The organism is Erysipelothrix larvae (genome assembly GCF_001545095.1).
Classification (GTDB): domain Bacteria; phylum Bacillota_I; class Bacilli_A; order Erysipelotrichales; family Erysipelotrichaceae; genus Erysipelothrix; species Erysipelothrix larvae.
Genome location: NZ_CP013213.1, coordinates 2,180,277 through 2,201,278 on the forward strand (window position 1 = coordinate 2,180,277; position 21,002 = coordinate 2,201,278).

At 38.9% G+C, this 21,002-nt stretch carries 21 protein-coding genes, 1 riboswitch and 1 other annotated feature; of the genes, 7 read left to right on the top strand and 14 right to left on the bottom strand.

The window, feature by feature from the left end; all coding sequences use genetic code 11:
- Window positions 1-30 precede the first annotated feature (30 nt).
- Window positions 31-1,035, bottom strand: a complete 1,005-nt coding sequence (gene asnA, locus AOC36_RS10100; protein WP_067633883.1) for an aspartate--ammonia ligase — start codon at window positions 1,033-1,035, stop codon at window positions 31-33.
- A gap of 82 nt (window positions 1,036-1,117) precedes the next feature.
- Complete coding sequence (locus tag AOC36_RS10105) at window positions 1,118-2,572, bottom strand: hypothetical protein (RefSeq protein ID WP_067633885.1); 1,455 nt, start codon at window positions 2,570-2,572, stop codon at window positions 1,118-1,120.
- A 313-nt stretch (window positions 2,573-2,885) separates the two neighbouring features.
- Between AOC36_RS10105 and AOC36_RS10110 the strand changes: the two genes are divergently transcribed.
- From AOC36_RS10110 to AOC36_RS10120, 3 genes are all read left to right on the top strand, one after another.
- The gene (locus AOC36_RS10110) at window positions 2,886-3,215 is read left to right on the top strand and encodes a nucleoside triphosphate pyrophosphohydrolase family protein (RefSeq protein WP_067633888.1); all 330 of its coding nucleotides are present in this window, start codon (window positions 2,886-2,888) and stop codon (window positions 3,213-3,215) included.
- Complete coding sequence (locus tag AOC36_RS10115) at window positions 3,205-3,939, top strand: GNAT family N-acetyltransferase (RefSeq protein WP_067633890.1); 735 nt, start codon at window positions 3,205-3,207, stop codon at window positions 3,937-3,939. Before AOC36_RS10110 ends, AOC36_RS10115 begins: the two co-directional genes overlap by 11 nt.
- Before the next feature lie 45 nt (window positions 3,940-3,984).
- Window positions 3,985-4,220: a binding site (T-box leader), on the top strand.
- A 96-nt stretch (window positions 4,221-4,316) separates the two neighbouring features.
- Window positions 4,317-4,814 (top strand): tryptophan transporter, encoded by a 498-nt coding sequence (locus AOC36_RS10120; protein WP_067633892.1) that lies wholly within the window; start codon window positions 4,317-4,319, stop codon window positions 4,812-4,814.
- Between the two features lie 402 nt (window positions 4,815-5,216).
- On the opposite strand, the gene AOC36_RS10125 is transcribed toward AOC36_RS10120, so the two are convergent.
- Entirely contained in the window at window positions 5,217-5,648 is a 432-nt protein-coding gene (locus AOC36_RS10125) for a GNAT family N-acetyltransferase (protein ID WP_067633894.1), read from the bottom strand.
- A gap of 114 nt (window positions 5,649-5,762) precedes the next feature.
- Between AOC36_RS10125 and AOC36_RS10130 the strand changes: the two genes are divergently transcribed.
- Window positions 5,763-6,098: a DUF6054 family protein gene (locus AOC36_RS10130; protein ID WP_067633896.1), complete on the top strand. Its 336-nt coding sequence runs from the start codon at window positions 5,763-5,765 to the stop codon at window positions 6,096-6,098.
- A gap of 166 nt (window positions 6,099-6,264) precedes the next feature.
- Here AOC36_RS10130 and AOC36_RS10135 read toward each other — a convergent pair whose 3' ends face one another.
- Window positions 6,265-7,104: an aldo/keto reductase gene (locus AOC36_RS10135; protein ID WP_067633899.1), complete on the bottom strand. Its 840-nt coding sequence runs from the start codon at window positions 7,102-7,104 to the stop codon at window positions 6,265-6,267.
- Between the two features lie 105 nt (window positions 7,105-7,209).
- On the opposite strand from AOC36_RS10135, the gene glpK reads away from it, so the two are divergent.
- Complete coding sequence (gene glpK / locus AOC36_RS10140) at window positions 7,210-8,694, top strand: glycerol kinase GlpK (RefSeq protein ID WP_067633902.1); 1,485 nt, start codon at window positions 7,210-7,212, stop codon at window positions 8,692-8,694.
- 109 nt (window positions 8,695-8,803) lie between these two features.
- Here the strand turns inward: glpK and AOC36_RS10145 are convergent, their stop codons facing one another.
- The 10 genes from AOC36_RS10145 to nrdI form a co-directional block, all read right to left on the bottom strand.
- On the bottom strand, window positions 8,804-10,975 hold the full coding sequence (locus AOC36_RS10145; protein ID WP_067633904.1) for a Tex family protein: 2,172 nt from the start codon (window positions 10,973-10,975) through the stop codon (window positions 8,804-8,806).
- A gap of 8 nt (window positions 10,976-10,983) precedes the next feature.
- Window positions 10,984-12,609, bottom strand: a complete 1,626-nt coding sequence (locus tag AOC36_RS10150; RefSeq protein WP_067633906.1) for a formate--tetrahydrofolate ligase — start codon at window positions 12,607-12,609, stop codon at window positions 10,984-10,986.
- Window positions 12,609-13,115, bottom strand: a complete 507-nt coding sequence (locus tag AOC36_RS10155; RefSeq protein ID WP_067633908.1) for a folate family ECF transporter S component — start codon at window positions 13,113-13,115, stop codon at window positions 12,609-12,611. Before AOC36_RS10155 ends, AOC36_RS10150 begins: the two co-directional genes overlap by 1 nt.
- A 44-nt stretch (window positions 13,116-13,159) precedes the next feature.
- A riboswitch (THF riboswitch) is annotated at window positions 13,160-13,251 on the bottom strand.
- 40 nt (window positions 13,252-13,291) lie between these two features.
- On the bottom strand, window positions 13,292-14,119 hold the full coding sequence (locus tag AOC36_RS10160) for a YihY/virulence factor BrkB family protein (protein WP_067633911.1): 828 nt from the start codon (window positions 14,117-14,119) through the stop codon (window positions 13,292-13,294).
- Between the two features lie 126 nt (window positions 14,120-14,245).
- Entirely contained in the window at window positions 14,246-14,722 is a 477-nt protein-coding gene (locus AOC36_RS10165; RefSeq protein ID WP_067633914.1) for a PTS sugar transporter subunit IIA, read from the bottom strand.
- A 151-nt stretch (window positions 14,723-14,873) separates the two neighbouring features.
- On the bottom strand, window positions 14,874-15,545 hold the full coding sequence (locus AOC36_RS10170) for a DNA alkylation repair protein (RefSeq protein ID WP_078055155.1): 672 nt from the start codon (window positions 15,543-15,545) through the stop codon (window positions 14,874-14,876).
- A 57-nt stretch (window positions 15,546-15,602) separates the two neighbouring features.
- The gene (locus AOC36_RS10175) at window positions 15,603-15,860 is read right to left on the bottom strand and encodes a glutaredoxin family protein (RefSeq protein WP_067633917.1); all 258 of its coding nucleotides are present in this window, start codon (window positions 15,858-15,860) and stop codon (window positions 15,603-15,605) included.
- A gap of 2 nt (window positions 15,861-15,862) precedes the next feature.
- Entirely contained in the window at window positions 15,863-16,924 is a 1,062-nt protein-coding gene (gene nrdF, locus AOC36_RS10180) for a class 1b ribonucleoside-diphosphate reductase subunit beta (RefSeq protein ID WP_067633920.1), read from the bottom strand.
- Between the two features lie 8 nt (window positions 16,925-16,932).
- A complete protein-coding gene (nrdE, locus tag AOC36_RS10185; protein ID WP_067633922.1) occupies window positions 16,933-19,050 on the bottom strand; it encodes a class 1b ribonucleoside-diphosphate reductase subunit alpha in 2,118 nt (705 codons plus the stop codon).
- On the bottom strand, window positions 19,047-19,412 hold the full coding sequence (gene nrdI / locus AOC36_RS10190) for a class Ib ribonucleoside-diphosphate reductase assembly flavoprotein NrdI (protein WP_232505367.1): 366 nt from the start codon (window positions 19,410-19,412) through the stop codon (window positions 19,047-19,049). Before nrdI ends, nrdE begins: the two co-directional genes overlap by 4 nt.
- 251 nt (window positions 19,413-19,663) lie before the next feature.
- On the opposite strand from nrdI, the gene AOC36_RS10195 reads away from it, so the two are divergent.
- Window positions 19,664-20,059, top strand: a complete 396-nt coding sequence (locus AOC36_RS10195) for a CoA-binding protein (RefSeq protein WP_232505368.1) — start codon at window positions 19,664-19,666, stop codon at window positions 20,057-20,059.
- Window positions 20,060-20,143: 84 nt separating this feature from the next.
- Entirely contained in the window at window positions 20,144-20,971 is an 828-nt protein-coding gene (locus AOC36_RS10200) for an SDR family oxidoreductase (RefSeq protein WP_067633929.1), read from the top strand.
- Window positions 20,972-21,002: the final 31 nt, after the last annotated feature.

Below are 21,002 nucleotides of genomic sequence, written 5' to 3' on the forward strand. Positions count from 1 at the left end.
ATGCCTTATTTTCTAATTCTTGGTTTAAAATTACAATAATTTAATATCTTCGCCTGCTTCACTAAGGGTTTCATCATCCCACAGTGATACTTGAACTTCGCCAATATGAACGTTCCCTAAAAGTAACATACACATACGGCTTTGACCAATACCTCCACCGATTGTTAAGGGTAAAATCTCATCAACAACTTTTTGGTGGAACTCATAGTTCAGACGGTGGAGTGCATTTGCTGTCTCGAGTTGTTTCAACATCGCATCACGATCCACTCGAATCCCCATACTGGATATTTCAAGGGCTTGTCCCAATGCTTCATGCCAAAACAAGATATCTCCATTGAGTGACCAATCATCATAGTCAGGTGCTCGTTGGCCATGGGGTGTTCCTGATTTCAAGTCACCACCAATTTGCATAATAAAGGTCGTAGGATGTTCTCTAACATATTCATGCTCACGTTGTTCAGGTGTAAGTGTTGGATAGAGATCCTCTAATTCTTGACTTGTAATAAAGGAAACTTGATTGCTGAGCTTTAACGGTACATTTGGGTACTTCGCACAGACTCTTGCTTCTGTTTCACAGATTGAATCCACAATATCCTGTACCACCTTCTTCAAATAATCAAGTGTGCGTTCTTCTCTTGAAATTACACGTTCCCAATCCCATTGATCGACATACACAGAATGCGTATTGTCCAGGATCTCATCGCGTCGAATTGCATTCATATTTGTATACAATCCATTTCCAATATGGAAATCATATTGATGTAGTGCGAGGCGTTTCCATTTTGCTAATGAATGGACAACTTCCCCTTCACGATTTAGTGCGGGTATATTAAACGATACAGGTGTTTCAACACCGTTCAAATCATCATTAAGTCCAGTCTTTGCCGCTACAAAAAGTGGTGCAGAGACACGCTTTAATTCAAGTCTATTTTTTAATTGTTCTTCAAAGTTATTGTTTATAAAACCAATCGCTGTTTGTGTTTCATAGGTGCATAAATACGGCTTATAATCTTTGGGTAATTTGGTCTTCTTCATACTTGCCCTCCCTTGTTTTAAAATGAATTATACACGGTATCCACAGCACTTTCAATCAAATATCGCAATTTAAGTGCAATGATTACCCTTCGGTGGTGTTATTATGTTTTTCTCTTATATTTAAAACAGTGCCACTGAATATTAGAAACCATGAGAATATATTCAAGCAAAAACCAAATGTATAGACACGCATGAGATCATATTTCTTTAAAACAAAGACTGTATCCTTAAACCCTTCCCATGTTATCGGGATGTTTACTTCAAAGAGAATACCACCTTGAATGATTATACCTATAAAATATACGACTAGGATAACACCTAACATATAAATGACGGAGCCTGTCTTCACGTACTTGCGTTGGTTATCATTTGCAAGACTCCCAAGAAAATTCACCTTTTTGTTATATCCTTGCATGGTGAAAAGAAGGACGAATGGCGTAATAAAGGGAATGAGGTATGTGATGTTTAGAATATAGACTGAACCTTTGGTGAAAATGGATTGCCCCAATTGGGTTAAAAATGCAAAGCTATGCAACAATACGTAGATAAGTATCAGTAAAAGACACAGTCCGATCCCATAAACCACAAGCTCTATCAGAGACTTTTGATTGTCTATTGGAAGTGTGTTGGGGGCTTCTTTGTAATGTACATCGAGTTTATTAAGGTGGATAAAGACTGTTTTCAAATAGGCTTCGACTTCAAGCGCATTGTCTGTATCTGATTCCACTAGAAAATCAAGCGTATGATCTGTGATTCGAACATCAATAATTCCTTGTGGTGTGTCAAACATATTGATCATATCTGGTGTTACTGTTTGGTCTGTGTGCGTTTGTAGGATGGTTGAAACAGCCTTGTCTTGATTCACATAGGAAACTCCATGCACTTTAAAGCCTTCCAAAACCCCTGTAATTGGCTCGTGTCCCCAGGATAAAAGCGGCGTGTTTTTCGTGGTATTTTCTTCAAGTGCTTCAGGATTTTCAATTGTTACCACCGCAATTCCATCCTCTTGTTTTAAGTGATAGGTTTCTATTTGTGGTGTTGATGCCATCGTTTGTGACATTGGTTCGATTGTTTCCTTCAATGACACAGTTTCCTGTGCCTCAGACACCTTTGCTTTTTGTGCTTGGTTAATGCGGCGAAAGATTGTTTGGATCTTTGCTTGGTTTGATTTTGAAATGATTCCAAGTCTCGTTTCTTCAACACTACCTGATGGATTCATCACTAACATCTTACAACGTGGAATCAAGCGTTGCGTTGATAATTCAAAGATATTGTTCTCGATATAAGTAACTTGCTTACCGACCGTAATTTTTTCAGAATCAACAATCAAGGTATAGCGTTGGTTCGCAGACCATTGATAAAGGTAAATACAAAGTCTAACTGGTTGATACAACACCCAAAAGCCAAGCGCCATTGAAAACCAATCTTCATCTATGACACCTAAAAAATTGCTTACGAATAAGACGATAACTATGTACATAATATTCCGCCCAATGATGTTAATCATCTCAATCCATGATTTTCTTTTTATGTTCATCCACATATCCCCCGGTAACCTACATACTCCATAGGGTACTCCATAAATAATATCAAAGATAACATACGCAAACAATATGCTTAACCCTTCTCAATTCGATGTTCTATGGATCATGGATGGGGTTTTCATTAATAGATATAAGTTAATATTATGAATATAGAAGGATGTTCTAGCAAGTTGTGATATAATCCTTTTATCACAAAATACATTGACGGGATCATCAATTTGATGAAATGATGATATGGATTGCAGTATAGTCTTGATTATTTTCTCAGGATTATCCACCCCGTTTCACAGTTTAAAGGAGCACACAATGTCTACACTCACCATTCAAAACTTACAAGATTATCTCGCACTTAAATATCATGATGAAAACCTCGCAACCGGTCTTTTTATGAAACTTGTTGAAGAGGTTGGAGAGACTGCAGAGGTTCTCAACATTATGGCAGGACGAAAGCATGAAGATGCAACCCATTCACTGGCATCCGAACTTGTTGATGTAATCCACTATGCACTTGCAATTGCTACCGTCCACAACATCGATCTCACACGTGCACTTATTGAGAAAGATCAGCGTGCTTCAATCAAATACAATCAATCCCCCAACTTGAAAGAATTTATCGGTTCGACTCATGATTCATGATCAACACCCTCTTTTTCAACAATTCGAAATTGATTTCTTAGGCCATGATTTAAGATATCCTGTTTTTGCCTTGGGTTCTTATACCTCAGATATGCGTTTATGGGCCAAAACCAACGGTTCAATCGTAATAACCAAAGGCTTAATCTACTGTCGCCTTGATCACGAAGCTTTATTGAATGAGATGAAATCCATCTACAGCACATGTCAAGCACAGTGGTTTGGTGAGGTATCAAATTTAAAGAACCTTGAAACACTTCTCAACAAACATGGGTATACGATTGTGAATTATGCACCTTTCTTTATCCCGTCACCTTGGTTTGAACCGTATGAAAATGAGAACTTGATCTTCTATCAACCCGATGAAATTCTACAATTTAAGGGCAATAAAGATTATGATCAATGTTTCTGTTATGATGAGAAGCATCCTGATTTGTTAGGTGTTTCATATACCATTGATGGCGAAGTAGTCGCAATGGCAGGGTTGAATCAAACAGGAGCTTATACAGTTGAACTGGGCATCAATGTTTTGCCTCACGCACAAGGTAAAGGGGTTGGAGCACTCTTAGTCCGCGCAATTACAACACGCGCCGACCAACTCTATCCAAAAAAAGTTGTCACGTATGGCACCCAATTTACCCATACACAGTCAATCAATGTCGCAATAAATGCAGGGTTTACCCACGCATGGACCGAGATTATGATTGAAAGAATGAAAATTGATTGAAACAAACCCTTGACATTTTCATGAAAAGTGTTAAGGTTATATCAAATAAACTTAATGATTGAGACGAGTAAGTATGGAATCTAAAATAGAGAGTACGTGGTTGGTGGAAACGTATCTAGTGAACATAGTGAATGGACTCATGAAAGGCAAAGCGAACACTCACGTAAGTAGCTTACTGACGGAAAGCTCCCGTTATCGCAAGCAAAGGATATGATAGTATTCTTATGAGCTACGATTTAGTGTAGAAAATTCAGGTGGTACCGCGAAACCTCGCCCTGTTGGCGAGGTTTTTTAGTTTATTTTAACATCGAGGGAGGTGAAATGGATGGTTTGAACACAATTGAAATACACATATATTTTTGAAAAGGAGAGACACTATGAACATCAAAAATTTAGTAACGTACGCCGCACTGCTTTCACTTGGAGTGATACTCCATGCCATGACACCTGGACTTCTTGGAAATATGAAGCCAGACTTCTTACTCGCAACCTTCTTTATCTGCATCACCATTGCACCCAGCTTTAAAGATGTCCTAATCGTATCCATCGCATGTGCTTTTCTTGCATCCCTCACCACATCCTTACCGGGTGGAGAGATTGCGAATATTGTTGACAAGCTTATTACTGGGCCAGTAATGTACTTTGTACTGACCAAGCTTAAATCATTGGATTCCATGATCAAAATTGCATTATTCAGCTTTATTGGCACGCTATTATCAGGGTTACTGTTCCTATTAACACTGATGGTTATGAATGTATTGCCTTTGGAACTTTCAACCCTATTTATATCGCTTGTTGTTCCTACTGCGATTGCAAATATGATTTTCTTCACATTCTTATACAAAGGGTTTAAGCGTGTTTCACCTGCTGCCTAGGGTTACGATATCACAACTTTATTGAATGACTCGGTAAAAAAATGCGCATTAAAGGGCATTGTACGAACTATTCTCACTATTATTTCCATTAACAAGCAAAAAATAAATAAAATCTATCGAAAGTTATTGCAGAGAGGTAGTAAAAATGATACTATCTATTAGCTAGTTTCTCTAGCTTTTACAACCCTGTGTTGTAGAGTATCCTTATGTGGCCCTTTAGATTATAAAGGGATAAGTTTTTATTAGCCTGGTATCTCCAACCGCATCATATTTCATTCATATTTCCTAAAATCCTTAGAACCACTGTAATATGATAGCTAATAAGAATCCACCTTTTTTCCTTGAAGATGAATCCCTAGATTCATCTTTTTTTGATTTATAAAAAAAGCCATGGGTCTGGCTTTATATTTCTTTATAGAGAATTGTCCTTAGAGGTTCAAATCCTAACTTCTCATAGAACTTAACCGCTGCTTCATTGCGAAGCCAAACATTCAGTTGGATTTCAAAGGCATTGTGCTCATGCGCATACTCTTGAATGTACTCAACCAGTTTACGGCCAATGCTGAGCCCACGTTTTGTTTCGTCAACGCATAAATCATCAATGAACAACACATCATACTGATCCTTAACAATGATATATCCATCAACACCATCCCCATTATCTGATACGAAAATTAAGGATGTTTCTTCTTCAATAATGGATTGGACTTGTTCTAAGGAATACTTTGATTCTCCTGCGAATCTTGAAGGATACCACGACTTATGGAGCTTTAATATCCCTTTCAACAACTCATATATTTTTGGTGCATCCGCAACACATGCTTTTCTAATCATCTCACTCACCTCTTCTTATAATAGTATTTTACCACTACATCATACAATAAGAAAACCATCCCTTGTCATGATATAATTTATACACCTGATAATTCTAGGAAAGGATTGGTAAATATGGCACAATATGTATTCAAAACAACAGGAACTGTACAACAACTCGCAGAGTATATTGACTCTGTCGTTTTAGGAAAAAGTATTTCTGCCTCACTTGAGGAAGTCTATGAAAGCAGAGATGGGAAATTCGCGATGCGCTGTTATGAACGCTATTCTTACTTAGGTAAAAACCGTGTCAGTCTTACGGTATCTATTTATGATCATGATTCTTATATTGAATGCGTTGCGATGTCATCAGGCGGCAGTCAAGCTGTCTTCTTGAAGATCAATACCTTTGGTGAATCCAGTTTCTTAAACTCACTCACTTCTGCACTCAATGCTTATAAACCACTTTAAAGATCACGTACATCGTGATTTTTTTATACCCCAAACTGTGGTACTGATTCTTTTTCTATGAGAAAGGACGTTGAAACGCATTGGTTATGATGTACGTTAGTTTATCATAAACCGTTTTGTGTTTATTGCTTAAAAAAGTCACACTGTTAAAAGTGTGACTTTGTGATTAGAATCCAGCAGTATCTGGATTTGTTTGATCTCCGACTACACCATCTAGTGCATCGATTTTCGCCATATCTTCATCTGATAATTCAAAATCAAAGACATGGAAGTTTTCTTCAATTCTACTTGGTGTTACCGATTTTGGTAGTGGAATGAAATCATGTTGCAATGACCAACGAATTGCGACTTGTGCCACAGATTTATTGTACTTCGCTGCAATCTCATTCATCAGTTCAACTTCAAAGATTTTACCCGTACCCAATGGGCTGTATGCTTCAATCGCAATATCATGTTTACGACATAATGCAACAAGTTCTTCTTGAAGACACCCCGGTGCTAAGAAGATTTGGTTAACTGTTGGTTTAATTTTTGCACTCGCAAGTAATGCTTCAAGGTGATGTGGCATAAAGTTAGAAATACCAATTGCTCGGATTTTCTTTGCTTCAACCATTGCTTCCAAAGCACGCCATGCTTCTGCATTCATTTCTGCCCAATTTTCACGGAACTTAATAGGATTTGGCCAGTGAATTAAAAACAAATCAATATAATCTGTCTTAAGGTTTTCCAATGATGCTTCAACTGCTTCAGTCACTTCATCAAAACCACGAACTTGATTTGTAAGTTTGGTTGTGATAAACAACTCATTACGAGGAATACCACTCTCTACAAGTGCTTCTCCAACAGATGCTTCGTTACGATACATTTGTGCTGTATCAATGTGACGATATCCTGCTTCTAATGCATGTTTCACAGCATTTACTGCGACTTCCCCACTTGGTGTTTGCCATGTTCCAAACCCGAGTTGTGGAATCACGACACCATTTGATAATTTAATGTCTTTCATCAAAAATCCTCCTATACCTAGTTTACCATACAAGTCCACTTTTTGACCATTAATATCATCATTGACACCACACTTATTCTTACTTACAATAAACATGGTGATACTATGAAAAAATACATACTCGCACTAGATCAAGGAACAACAAGTTCTCGTGCAATTCTCTTTGATAAAGATCATAACATTGTGGAAACTGCACAATCATTATTTACACAAATCTACCCAAAACAAGGATGGGTTGAACATGATCCAATGGAAATCTGGGCAACTCAAAGTGGGGTCATGCATGAAGTGATTGCGAAATCTGGCATTGATCCTTCAGAAATTGACAGCATCGGGATTACAAACCAACGTGAAACGACACTTGTTTGGGATAAACACACTGGAAGACCAATCTACAATGCCATTGTATGGCAATGCCGTCGTACAGCAGATCTTGCAAATGAGATAAAGGAATCTCCGCTTGCCGATTATATCTATGAAAACACAGGACTCATCGTGGATGCATATTTTTCTGCTACCAAGGTAAAGTGGATTTTAGATAATGTGCCTGGTGCAAGGGAAAAGGCTGAAAACGGTGATTTGCTTTTTGGCACTGTTGATTCTTGGCTGGTTTATAAACTAACCGATGGTAAGGTGCATATTACCGATGTGACCAATGCTTCTCGAACGATGCTCTACAATATCAAAACATTACAATGGGATCAAAAAATTCTAGATACCTTAGGCATTCCTGAATCCATGCTCCCACAAGTGCTTGACAGCAGTCATGTCTATGGACACGCCAACATCCGTGGCGAACAAATTCCAATTGCAAGTGTTGTTGGGGATCAACAAGCATCCTTGTTTGGACAAACCTGTTTCAATCAAGGTGATGTGAAAAACACCTACGGTACTGGATGTTTTGTCTTAATGAATACTAAAGAAAAGCTTGTCCATTCTAAACACGGCCTCATCTCTACAATCGCAGTCGGACTGAATGGTCGTGTAGAATACGCACTTGAAGGGTCGGTATTTGTTGCAGGAGCATTAATTCAATGGCTTCGTGATGAACTCAACATCATTGATTCGTCCATGGACTCCGAATACTTTGCATCAAAAGTTCCTGATAATGGCGGTGTTTACATTGTTCCTGCCTTTACTGGACTTGGCGCACCGTATTGGGATATGGATGCACGCGGTGCAATCTTTGGCTTAACACGTGGTGCCAATAAGAATCACTTGATTCGTGCTGCCCTTGAAGCCATTGCGTATCAAACAAATGATATCTTAAATGCCATGAAAGAAGACTCAACCATGCCACTTCATACGCTTTATGTTGATGGTGGTGCTAGTGCCAATGACTTCCTCATGCAATTTCAATGTGATATCTTAAACCTTGAAGTTCATCGACCAAAGATTAAAGAAACCACAGCTCTTGGCGCATGCATGCTTGCAGGTCTTGCGACTGGATTTTATCCTTCTAAAGAATCCCTTCTTGATGAACATCGATTTGAGAAATCATTCAGCCCAAACATGGATAATATATCCCGGGAAATACTCTTAAATGGATGGGAAAAAGCAGTGGGAAGAAGCCTTGATTGGGAAGATTAACACATACCACACGCTCCTGCACTAAGCTTACAAACAATCAAACCCTCGGTATTTCTGAGGGTTTTTAAATACAAGAAAAGACAGTTCGAAATAAACTGTCCTTTTGTTATTATTGTTTGCCTTCAATCATCGATAGTTGAATGCGCTGTTTTCTTTGGTCTACATCTAGAACCCATACCTTAACGATATCGCCCACTGATACAACATCTGTTGGATGTTTAACAAATTGGTTGCTGAGCTTAGAGATGTGAACAAGGCCATCTTGTTTCACGCCAATGTCTACAAAGGCTCCAAAATCCACAACATTACGCACAGTTCCACTGAGTTCCATGCCTGGTTTTAGATCTTCCATCGATAAGACGTCTTGTCTTAAGATTGGCGCGTCTAGAGTATCACGATAATCCCGTGCTGGTTGTTTTAGGATATCGATGATATCGATGAGCGTTTCTTTACCAATTTCAAGGGATGTTGCCATCTCATGAAGCTTGATGGTGTTGAGTGCTTCTGTTGCACTTTCTGATCCAAGATCTTCTAAGCTAACGTTGATGCGTTTGAGAAGGTTTAAGGTTACATCATAGCTTTCTGGGTGAATCCCTGTTTTGTCTAAGATGTTTTTTGATTCCATAACGCGTAAGAATCCAGCTGCTTGTTGGAAGGCTTTATCCCCTAAGCGAGGTACTTTTTTCAGTGTTGTACGGGTTTTAAAGACACCATTTTCATTACGATAATTTACGACGTTTTGAGCGAGTGTTTTATTTAAGCCCGATACATGTGATAAAAGTTCAGGACTGGCTGTGTTCAGGTTTACACCGACTTGGTTTACTGCAGTTTCCACAACAAACCCTAATCTAGATTCTAATTCTTTTTGTCCAACATCGTGTTGATATTGACCGACTCCTACAGACTTAGGATCAATCTTCACAAGTTCTGCGAGTGGGTCTTGAACACGTCGTGCAATACTTACTGCAGAGCGTTGTTCTACTTCAAAGTCTGGGAATTCTTTACGGGCAACTTCTGATGCTGAGTAAACAGATGCCCCTGCTTCATTCACAATGACATAGTATACAGTTTCTTTAACTGTTTTGAGTATTTCAGATACAAAGAGTTCTGATTCACGACTTGCGGTACCATTTCCAATTGCAACAAGGTCTACATTGTAATGTTCAATGAGTTTCTTGAAGTGTGATTTGGCTTCTTCTTGTTTGTGTTTTGGAGCTGGAGGGTGTGGGTAAATGACATCAATACCCAATACCTTTCCTGTTGCATCTACAATCGCAAGCTTGCATCCGGTACGGTATGCAGGGTCAAATCCTAATACTGTTTTCCCTTTAAGTGGGGGTTGAAGTAATAGGTTTCTTAGGTTTTCACCAAAGATATTAATCGCTTGTTCGTGCGCTTTTTCAGTCAGTTCTTTACGAAGCTCACGCTCAATTGCTGGTTTAATAAATCGTTTGTATGCATCTTCATAAGCATTCACTACCATTTCCATAACAAAAGATTGGAAGTTGGTTCCGATAATTCGTTTGCCAAGATACACATAGATTTGATTGGGATCAATCTCGATGGATACATTGAGGATTTTTTGTTGTTCCCCACGATTGATTGCTAGCACTCGATGGGGTGCGACTGACTTAACCGGTTGGTTAAATTCGTAGTACATCTCATAAATGCCTTTATCATCCAACGCTTTGTCCTTGACACTTGATACAAGAACACCATTTTTAAATGTTTCTGCACGTACCCATGTACGAATTGCGGCATCATCTGAGATTGTTTCCGCAATGATTTCATGCGCACCTTGTAGTGCTTCTTCGATAGTTGTGACGCCTTTTTCATCATCTAGATAAGCAGTAGCGAGAGTATCAAGTGTTCCTTCTTTAGGGAAGCTTAAAATTGCTTGTGCCAGCGGTTCAAGTCCTTGTTCCTTCGCAATTGTAGCCTTAGTACGGCGTTTAGGACGGTATGGACGATAGATATCTTCCAACTCACGCAAGGTTGTTGCTTTTGAAATGTCATCAACAAGCGCTTGTGTTAGCATCCCTTGTTGTTCAATTAGACGTGTCACCTCTTCTTTTCGATTCATCACTGATTCAATGGTTGAATAGCGATCAAAGATATCTTTGATCATGACTTCATCCATACTTCCCGTCATTTCTTTACGGTAGCGTGCAATAAACGGAATGGTATTGTCCTCAAACAATAAGCTCAAGGTTTGTTCAATATGGTTTCGTTTTAACGCTGGGTATTCACTGGCTAATTGACTTACTATATCATTGTTCATAAAATCCTCTATCCTTTAATTCCAAATATTGATCCATCATCTTCGAGTCCAATATAACGTGCATGTGGATCTTTTGGTAATCCAGGCATTGTCATAATCGTTCCACTTAAAGCGACAATAAATCCTGCTCCTTCTGACACTCTGAATTCCTTAATCGTAATATCAAAGTCTGTCGGGGCACAGAGTGCTTTCGCATCATCTGTGAATGAGTATTGCGTTTTCGCAACACAAACCTGTAAGGTTCCATAATTCTTTTGAATTGATTCAAGTTGTTTTGAAGCACGCTCACTCAGTACAACATTGCGTCCACCATAGATTGTTTGCACAATCTTTGTGAGTTTATCAAGAATTGAATCATCATCATGATAGGTTCTCACAATGGTTGAATCTTTTGCACAGTATTCTACGACTTTGCGTCCCAGTTCTAATGCACCTTCGCCCCCTTTGGAAAACACTTCACTGACCACCAGTTCAATGCCATGTTGTGCAAGGTGTGTCGTTAAGGCTTCGATTTCTTGGTCGGTATCCGTTGGGAATCGATTGAGTGCAACAAGCACTGGCATTCCAAAACTTGATAACCCGTCAATGTGACGTTTTAGATTTGGAAAACCTGCAATCATCGCTTCAATGTTCTCTTCGTTAAGCTCACGTACTTTAATTCCACCTTGATACTTCAACGAGCGAATGGTTGCGACTAAGACTGCTAATTTCGGTGTAAGTCCTGCTTGGCGTGTCTTAATGTTCATGAATTTTTCAGCACCCAAGTCTGAACCAAAACCTGCTTCTGTGAGTACATAATCACTGATGCTTAAGGCCATTTTGGTTGCGACCACTGAGTTACACCCATGGGCGATATTCGCAAATGGACCCCCATGTATAATCGCTGGCGTGTATTCTGTTGTTTGTACTAAGTTTGGTTTAAATGCATCCTTGAGTAAGGCCATCATCGCACCCACCACTTCAAGATCTTTTGCATGAATTGGTGTACCATCCAGACTGTATGCAACAAGCATGTTGCCAAGGCGTGTTTCTAAATCCTTAAGATCACTGGCAAGGCAAAATACAGCCATAACTTCAGATGCTACTGTGATATCAAAGGATTCTTTATGTTCGGGTGCCTTTTTATCATCTTGATTGATGGTGATATTTCTCAATGCACGATCATTCATATCAACCGCACGACGCCACACAATATTATTCGGATCGATGTTTAAAGCATTCCCATGCCAAATATGATTGTCGATGATTGCGGAAAGTAAATTGTTTGCGCTTGTAATCGCATGTAAATCACCGGTGAAATGTAAGTTAATATCATCCATCGGTAATACTTGAGCTTTTCCACCCCCTGTAGCACCACCCTTCATGCCAAAGTTTGGTCCTAAGGATGGTTCTCTCAGTGCAGATATTGCCTTAAACCCCAATTTGTTTAAAGCCATCGATAGCCCAACATTAGTGGTTGTTTTTCCTTCACCTGCAGGTGTTGGGCTTACAGCGCTGATCAATACTAAGTTTCCTTTTGGATTGTCATCAATTAAAGACAAGTCGAGTTTTGCTTTGTATTTCCCATACAAATCCATCTGCGATTCTTGAATCTGTAAGGATTTCGCAATTTCTTGAATCGGTTTAAGTTCCATTAATAGCCCTCCTGCTTAAATACCCCTTGTTCAAATGCCTTCATTAGTGGAATCAGAATCACAATGCGCACCGCAAGGTTAACAAAGATTCCTGGTAATCGACTGATTAACATTACCCCAAATGGTTGTTCATAAAGGAGTGTTAACCAATATGTCGTCATTCCCATTCCAACAATAACAGTGATCGATAATAAAATAACTGAAAGTCGTAACCAATCTCCTGGATGACCTTTCATCATACCAAATAGAAAGCCTGTTACACCTTCAGATAACGTAAAACCGATATTAAATTGTGCTGCTTCAGGGAATAGCATAAATCCTAAAACGTCTGCTATCATGGCTACACTTGCACTAACCCCTGGTCCAAACATCATTCCACATACAGCATAGACAACAAATGTCATGCTGATACGCATTGATTGTGATGGCGTAATGCGTAAAAACCGCGTAAAAACGATACTGAGCGCTATAAAAAGCGCCATATATACTAGAGTCTTCGTCTTCATAGTATGTCCTCTTTCTAAATTAGCAAGCATATAGAAAGAAATAATGCAACGGATGCAATCGACATATCGCACTTAAAGCTTCGTCCAGCGGCAACATCCCATCCACTAGCACTTAACGCATGTCGTCTACTTTGCTTGATAATACATGAATAGAATACCAACTTATCGCGCTAAAATCAACGGCTACGAATACCTTCAAGCCAGTTTCGACCACTAATCGCAAGTCGCTCCAACCATTTTTTCTTATCGTTTCGATTCTCGCCGCGATAAAATGAAATGTTTAAACAATACCCTGCATAAACAATCCATGAAATCATATATACAGAAATGAGTAGAATCATGATAGAGGCCATCGGACCATAGATTGATTGATAGTTTGTATAATCGTTAATGTATGAAAAGAACAGTTTTCCCAGTGCAAGAAGACCTCCTCCAGCAAATACGCCGCCAATCCATACATCTTGAAAGGTTGTGAATCGAAAGGACATCATGCGATAAAAAATCATCAACAAGATGGAAGCAACCGCAAAATAGGTTATGATTGGAATAATTGGTAATGAGAAATAAGATAGGACAAATACGACGGCGCCTACTAAAAGGATAAAAAACACAAGGTAAAGCAGGGCCGCAACTCTTAGGACAAAGTTCTCAATCCCCACTGAGTCCACCCGACTGCTTTCAAGTAAAAAAGAATAGACAGTACGGGATGCGACCCAAAGTGAAACCACTGCAAGGGATGCAATCACTACAATATCCCCCGTTTCAACAGTTTTTATATAGGTCACAAATGGGATGATTAAATCTTCTGGAATATAATAACTCATGAAATTCACAATTGTATCGACATTAAACCAAAAGCGACTTGCGAGTAATACCGCTACAATTAAAAATGGAGCAATTCCAATAATTAGGGAATATGCAAATGCATAGGTAAAAAGACGACCTTCGTGTGATGTCACCATTTTGTATGCATAGATAATTCTTCTCATAAATTTACGAAACATTAGTAAAACCTCTTATTCAATCTCAATTATACCATAAATCATGTTTAGAGCGATTATATCCACTTATTCCTAAGCACACAAAAAATGCGCAGTGCGCGCATTTCTTGTTTTTATGGGTAACCTTCCCTATCCTTTTTGAGTAATGACAAGTGTATCGGGTGTTACGGATTCACCGATAACTGAGGTTACGATTTCAATATCCGTTTTGTTTAAAACAATGAGCGGAGTGATTGTTGGTATTCCTTTTGATCTAAACAACTCTAAATCAGCTTTTATAATTGGAGTGCCTTTTTTTACTGAAGCATCTTGTTTCACAAGCACCTCAAAACCTTCACCATTTAGGTTCACAGTATCCATACCAATATGAACTAGGATTTCAGTTCCATCATTAAGTGTCAACCCAAAGGCATGTTTAGTTGGTGCAATCATGGTGATTTTTCCATCAGCTGGCGCAACATAGATATTGGTTTGGGGTTCAAAGGCAATGCCTTCACCCATCATCTTCTGAGCAAATACAGGATCAGGTACATTTTCTAAAGCAACTGCTTTACCAGTAATTGGAGCATACAACTCTAATTTCTTTTTCTTTCCAAAATTAAACATAATTTCTCCTCTTTCTATTTGTAAAAAAACATGAGCAAAAAGTGTTCGCTCATGCCTAATTTAATAGTTACATCACACTATTAGTTTAGAAAAGTTCGACCAATTTGTCAAGGTACACTCTCTCAACAATTTACTGAATTATCACATATTTTTAAAGCGCTATCAAACGTGCTTTTCTTTCTGGGCTCATTTTCTCCATTGCATAACGATATGAAACCCGTGGCATTGTGTCTTGATGCTTCACAAGGTATTCAAATACTGCATCTTCATGTTTAGTGGAAAGGACCTTCAACATCCACCCATATCCTTTTAAAACTAAGGGTTCAGTGTCATGCATTAAGGCATCTGATATCTTAAAAGGTTGAATGAAGTTCACATGTCCTTTTCGTATCATTGGAATCATAATCACAGCTGCAGCACGTCTTACCCAAAATGCATCGTGGGTCGTCCATAGGCATACCTTGTCAAACAATATCGGGTATTGATTTAAAAGCGATCCAAATGCGTGTGTGCAGAAATCATCACAATCTCCCCATCCACTAACATACTGGTTGAGCCATGACTCAAATCGATTAAAATCATCAATCTCGTAGTATTTTCTCATGCGATACGCAAAATCATACGCAATCACACCCATTGCCCAATCGTTATGCATCAACAAGGTTTCACAAAGCATAAAGACATGTGCTTTAGATTGATCATCTAAGCTTTTAAACAAATCCGCAGCAATCTTTCGGATATCGCCAGTTTTGGGGTGATTTTTTTGAGGTGTTGATGAGACAGTCTCTAACATCTCTTGGACTGTGATTACAAATGCATCCATGATTCGTCCTCCAATTCCTTCTCAATTATACCAAGAAAAAAAGGGATTGAAATCCCTTTATCCAACTTGTAATTCTAAGAATGTTGACACCTTTGATGGTTGTGTATCAACAAGCACGTCTTCCCCTGAAATCAATACTGGTGTTGACATGATGTCATACTTTGACACATAATCCATAAATAAACTTGGATTGTCTTCACGGCGAATCACTTCAATGTGATTTTCATATTTATTGCGAAGTCCAAGCTCTAAATAACTTTTAAGGGCAACACATTTTGGACAGTTGTTTTGTGTTAACATAATTACCTTTGACATGTTTATACCTTAGGTTGATCAAAGATGAAGTCACTGTCTTTTAAGGATTCAGATTTCATCTTTTGATAACCATTTCCTTTCATTGAGAAGTTATCCATTGTTTTTGTTTCAGTATTCAAGCCATTTAATACCACTGGGTTTACTTCTTCATATTCGAAGAAGGGATCAAACCCTAAGTTCATCATGGCTTTGTTTGCATTGTAGCGTACAAAGATCTTCACATCATGTGCCAATTCAACTGGATCATAGATGGTTTCAATCAATTCTTTCTCTTCTTCATACAAAGCATTCAAATAGCTTTCAAGCCATGCATAGAGTTCTTTTTGTTTTTCTTCGGAGAAGGATTCATACAATTCGATTGCAAGGTTTCCCACATACAACCCATGGATGCTTTCATCTCTTAAGATTAAGTTAATGATTTCGCCAGCTTGCATCAATTTCCCTTGACCATAGAAGTATAGCGGATAGTAAAACCCACTGTAGAAAAGGCAGGTTTCCAAAAATACACTGGCAACCATTGCTTTCCATTGCGCTTCTTTGTATTCAAGTTCATCAACAAACGCAAGTTCATAGCGTTTTTGATACGTCATCTTATCCAAGTTTTCATAGTACCCAACAATAAGGGCCATGATGTTTTGAAGGTTTTTGTTTTTCTCACCCCATACAAAGAGTTCATCAATTTCATCATTCATCAAATACGTCATGAAGATATTTGAATAACTTTTCGCATGCACAGCATTTTCCATCGCTGCCATGAAGTTTAGGACGGATTTGCGTTGGTGAAACGATTCATCCATTGAACGGGCCACAACTGGCATTCCGATATCCCCTTGATAGGTATCAAGGAAGGTGAGAACCAGAAGGTTCAATGAATACGCACGTTTAATCTTTGGATCCAGTACATTCCAGACATTTAAGTCGGGTTGTAAACTAATATCCTCTGGTCTCCAAAACTGACTTAAGTTTTGGTCATAAAATGTTTGTGTAAAATTATCTTCGTGAGTATTCCAGTTAGCCCCTGTATAATCACGATCTGCTCTTACTGCTTGAATTGTCTTTGGCATAAATCCTCCTAAACCGCACAACTTACACATTCATCAACGCGTAGTTTCTGAGTTCGTGTATAGTAGAGTGTTTTAATTCCTTGATAATGTGCATATAAATAATAACGTTGAAGGGAACGGGTTGTTTCATCAGATGTAATGCACAACTCAAATGAAATCCCTTGATCTACGTGTTTTTGTGCTGTCGCAATGACATCAATTACTTTGTATTTATCCATTGTGTATGCTGATTCATACATAAAGGATGCGACATCACTGGCTGGCATTGGGAAATACGTTTTAGAGTTCCCATAGGTTCTTTCTTCCACCACTTGCTTGATGGGTGTGAGGGATGGTGTTGCGCTCATAACATAGGCAATGGAACCATTGGGTGCTACTGCAAGACGGTTTGAGTTATACAACCCATACTTCATCACATCCTCTTTGAGATTCGCCCAATCTTCATCACTTGGTAATGTGATGTCATTAAAGAGTTGTTGGACAACTTCAAGTTTTGGATAGATCGCACCGCGATTTTCGAAATAAGAACCATCTGCATATGCACTGCGTTCGAAACCATAGAAGGTCTGATTGGTTTCTTTGGCCTTCAACATTGAATGTTCAAGGCTGTAGAAGTTTACGGCGTTGAAGAATACATCCACAAGTTCAATATCTTCTTTACTTCCAAAGGCAATGTAGTTTTCCGCAATATAACCATGGTGACCCATGATTCCAAATCCAACACTGCGCATCATTTTATTAGCACGTGCCACAGATGGTACGTGTGCAATGTTTGTTTTATTGGATACTGAGTTCATCACATCCATCGATGCAAAGACCGTTTCTTTGATGGAATTGTGCTTCATCATATTTCCCATGTGACCACTTGCGAGGTTACATGAAATATCCATACCCAACACATCCTTATCGTGTTCATGATAATCTGCATAATGCGATACGATGGATGGTTGAAGGATTTCAGTACAAAGGTTTGAGAATTTAATTGGATCTGCTAATGGGTTTGCGCTGTTTACATTATCCGCATACATAATGTAAGGATACCCTGACTCTCCTTGAAGTTGCGCAATCATATCCAAAAGACGTCGTGGATTAATCTTGCGTTTGCGTACATTTGGATTTGCGACCAGTTCATCATAGTATTCATCCATCTTGATTGCGACATCAGAGAATGGCAAGCCATATTCTTGATACACAGTATGTGGATAGAAGACATACATATCTTTATCTTCGCGTGCAAGTTCAATCATCTTATCTGGTACAACAACACCCATTGACAAGGTCTTCACTCGCACATCATCATCCGCATTTAACTTTTTAGTACTTAAGAAGTCTTCAATATCACTGTGGAAAACATTTAAGTAAACCGCACCTGCACCTTGACGTTGTCCCATTTGGTCAGCATATCTAAAAGCATTATCCAAGAGTTTCGCAACCCCTACAACCCCTTTCGCTACGTTAGGAATATCTTTAATGGATTCTCCTTTAGCCCGTAAGTTGGTTAAGTTGATGGAAACACCACCCCCTAATTTAGAGAGTTGCATTGCGAACTCTTGAACACGTGCGATGTCATTGAGTGAATCATCCACTTCAAGTAAGAAACACGATACAAATTCACCCCGTTTTTTCTTCCCTGTATTGAGCAAGGTTGGTGTTGCGGGTGTGAAGTCTTGGGCAATCAGACGTGTAATCAGTGCGCGTGCTAAGTCAACATCACCATCTGCATGATACAAAGCAATGATTGACAAACGATCTTCATAGCGTTCTAAAAATACCCTGCGTTCATCATTTGACTTCAATGCATAATCGTTATAGAACTTAAAGGCTCCCATATAGGTTGGGAATCTAAATTTCGCATCATAAGCAATCTTAAACACCGATTCAATGTCTTCAAACGTATATTTTTTTAAAAATTCTTCTTCGTAATAATCATTTTCAATCAAATAATCGAGTTGTTCTTTCAATGAATGAAAGAATTGTGTCTTCTTATTTATTTCATTGAGAAAATATGAGCGGACCGCTTCTTTATCTTTATTGAGGTCTTTAATAGCCCCATTCTCATCAATGATTTGATTGTTTAATATAATCCATTCTGGTATTTGATGTGACCCCTTATTTTGAACTGTCATAACTCCTGCTTCTCCCTTTCAATCCATGCTTTAACACACGCTACATCTTTACTAAATCCAGAGCCTTCATACTTTAAGACAAGCTCTACACCATAGGCTTTACTGATCTTATCACCAGCGGCACCAAAGTTGGTTCCCCAGTTTCGATTACCACTTACAGCAACCCCTTTTACATAAGCTCCATATTGCTCCATGAAGTCTTGTGCTTCTTGTGTGACTTCTCCAAAATTGAATGAGCGTGTCAACAACAAGATATCGTCTTTGTTGCCATCGTAATTCGCGATATTCACATACGGTATGCCCAGTTTTTTCGCAAATCGTTCCCCTTGCCCCGTTAAGCTATCGACTACAGCTAACATCATATCACCCCATTCATGTAGTACAATTATGCCATAAGAAATGACGAAGTTTTACCATAAAGCACCTATGAAAGCGGAATTTTCATTTCCATTATTCAATAAAAGTAAATAATTTAACGATTATCATTAATCACACGATTGCATGTGAACATTTATACAATGTTTCACGGTTTCAGTGAAATGGACGTTTTGTTGATTTTTGTTGTGTAAAATCACAAAATGGCGTAAACTTTTATAAAAGGAGGTACACACTGATGAACCCATATGAAATACTCAATAAATATAATAGTTATGCTGTCATTGGCATGAATAATGACCCTGACAAATACGCCCATCGCATCTTTAAGAAGCTTGAAGAGAAAGGGAAAACAGTCTATGGTGTAAGCCCTAAATACACAGAAATTGATGGCCACCCAATCTATTCAACCCTTAAAGATATTCCTTTTGATGTAGAGATTGCGGTTTTTGTAGTCAATCCATCCATTGGCATTCATTTATTGGAGGATGTGAAGCAAAAAGGCTGTACCTATGTTTGGTTGCAACCCGGAACCATTCATGATGAACTGCTCGAAAAAGCACACGCACTTGGTTTAGAAACCGTTGAAGCGTGTGTCTTAAGAGAATACAACCGACATACTAAGGTGATCTAAATCACCTTTTTCTTTACCCACTTGACTTAAAGTCGTATCTAAGGTGTATAACTATACCATCAATACAATAAAAAAGGAGCACTTATGACAAAAAACGTACTTGTATTATGTGGTGCCGGGCAAATTGGTCTTGCGATTACGCGCCGTGTTGCATCTGGAAAGAAAATTGTGATTGGTGATAAAAATGAATCCAATGCAAAGCATGTTGAAACAATCCTAAATGAAGCAGGGTTTGATGCGATTTCATATCCCTTGGACCTTGCATCAAAACCATCAATCCTTCAGTTTATCAAACACGCTCAACACCATGGACCAATTACAACCTTTATCAATGCTGCTGGGGTATCCCCCAGTCAAGCCAGTATCGAAACAATTTTGGATGTTGATTTAACTGGGACGGCATGTTTACTTGAAGAAATCGGGCATGTCATTGAACCTTATGGTACAGGCGTCACCATATCCAGTCAATCTGGATATCGCATGGCTCAACTTACTCAAGAAGAAGACACAGCACTCGCAACAACCCCAGTAGATCAACTCAAAGATCTTCCACTCCTTCAAATCAATCAGATTCAGGATACCTTACATGCATACCAACTTGCGAAACGTTGTAGCGGCAAACGGGTCATGGCCCAAGCGGTAAAATGGGGACAAAAAAAGGCACGACTCAACGCCATCTCTCCTGGCATTATTGTGACACCTTTAGCCCTTGATGAATTCAATGGCCCCAGAGGTGACTTTTATAAAGAGATGTTTGCGAAAAGTCCTGCGGGTAGACCGGGCACTGCAGATGAAGTAGCTCACCTTGCTGCGTTATTACTGAGTGAAGAAGGTGCCTTCATCACCGGGTCTGATTTCTTAATCGATGGCGGTGCAACCGCTCAGTTCTTTTATGGTGATTTCACATCCTAATACACCCATACCCCTGATCTTTATTTGATAG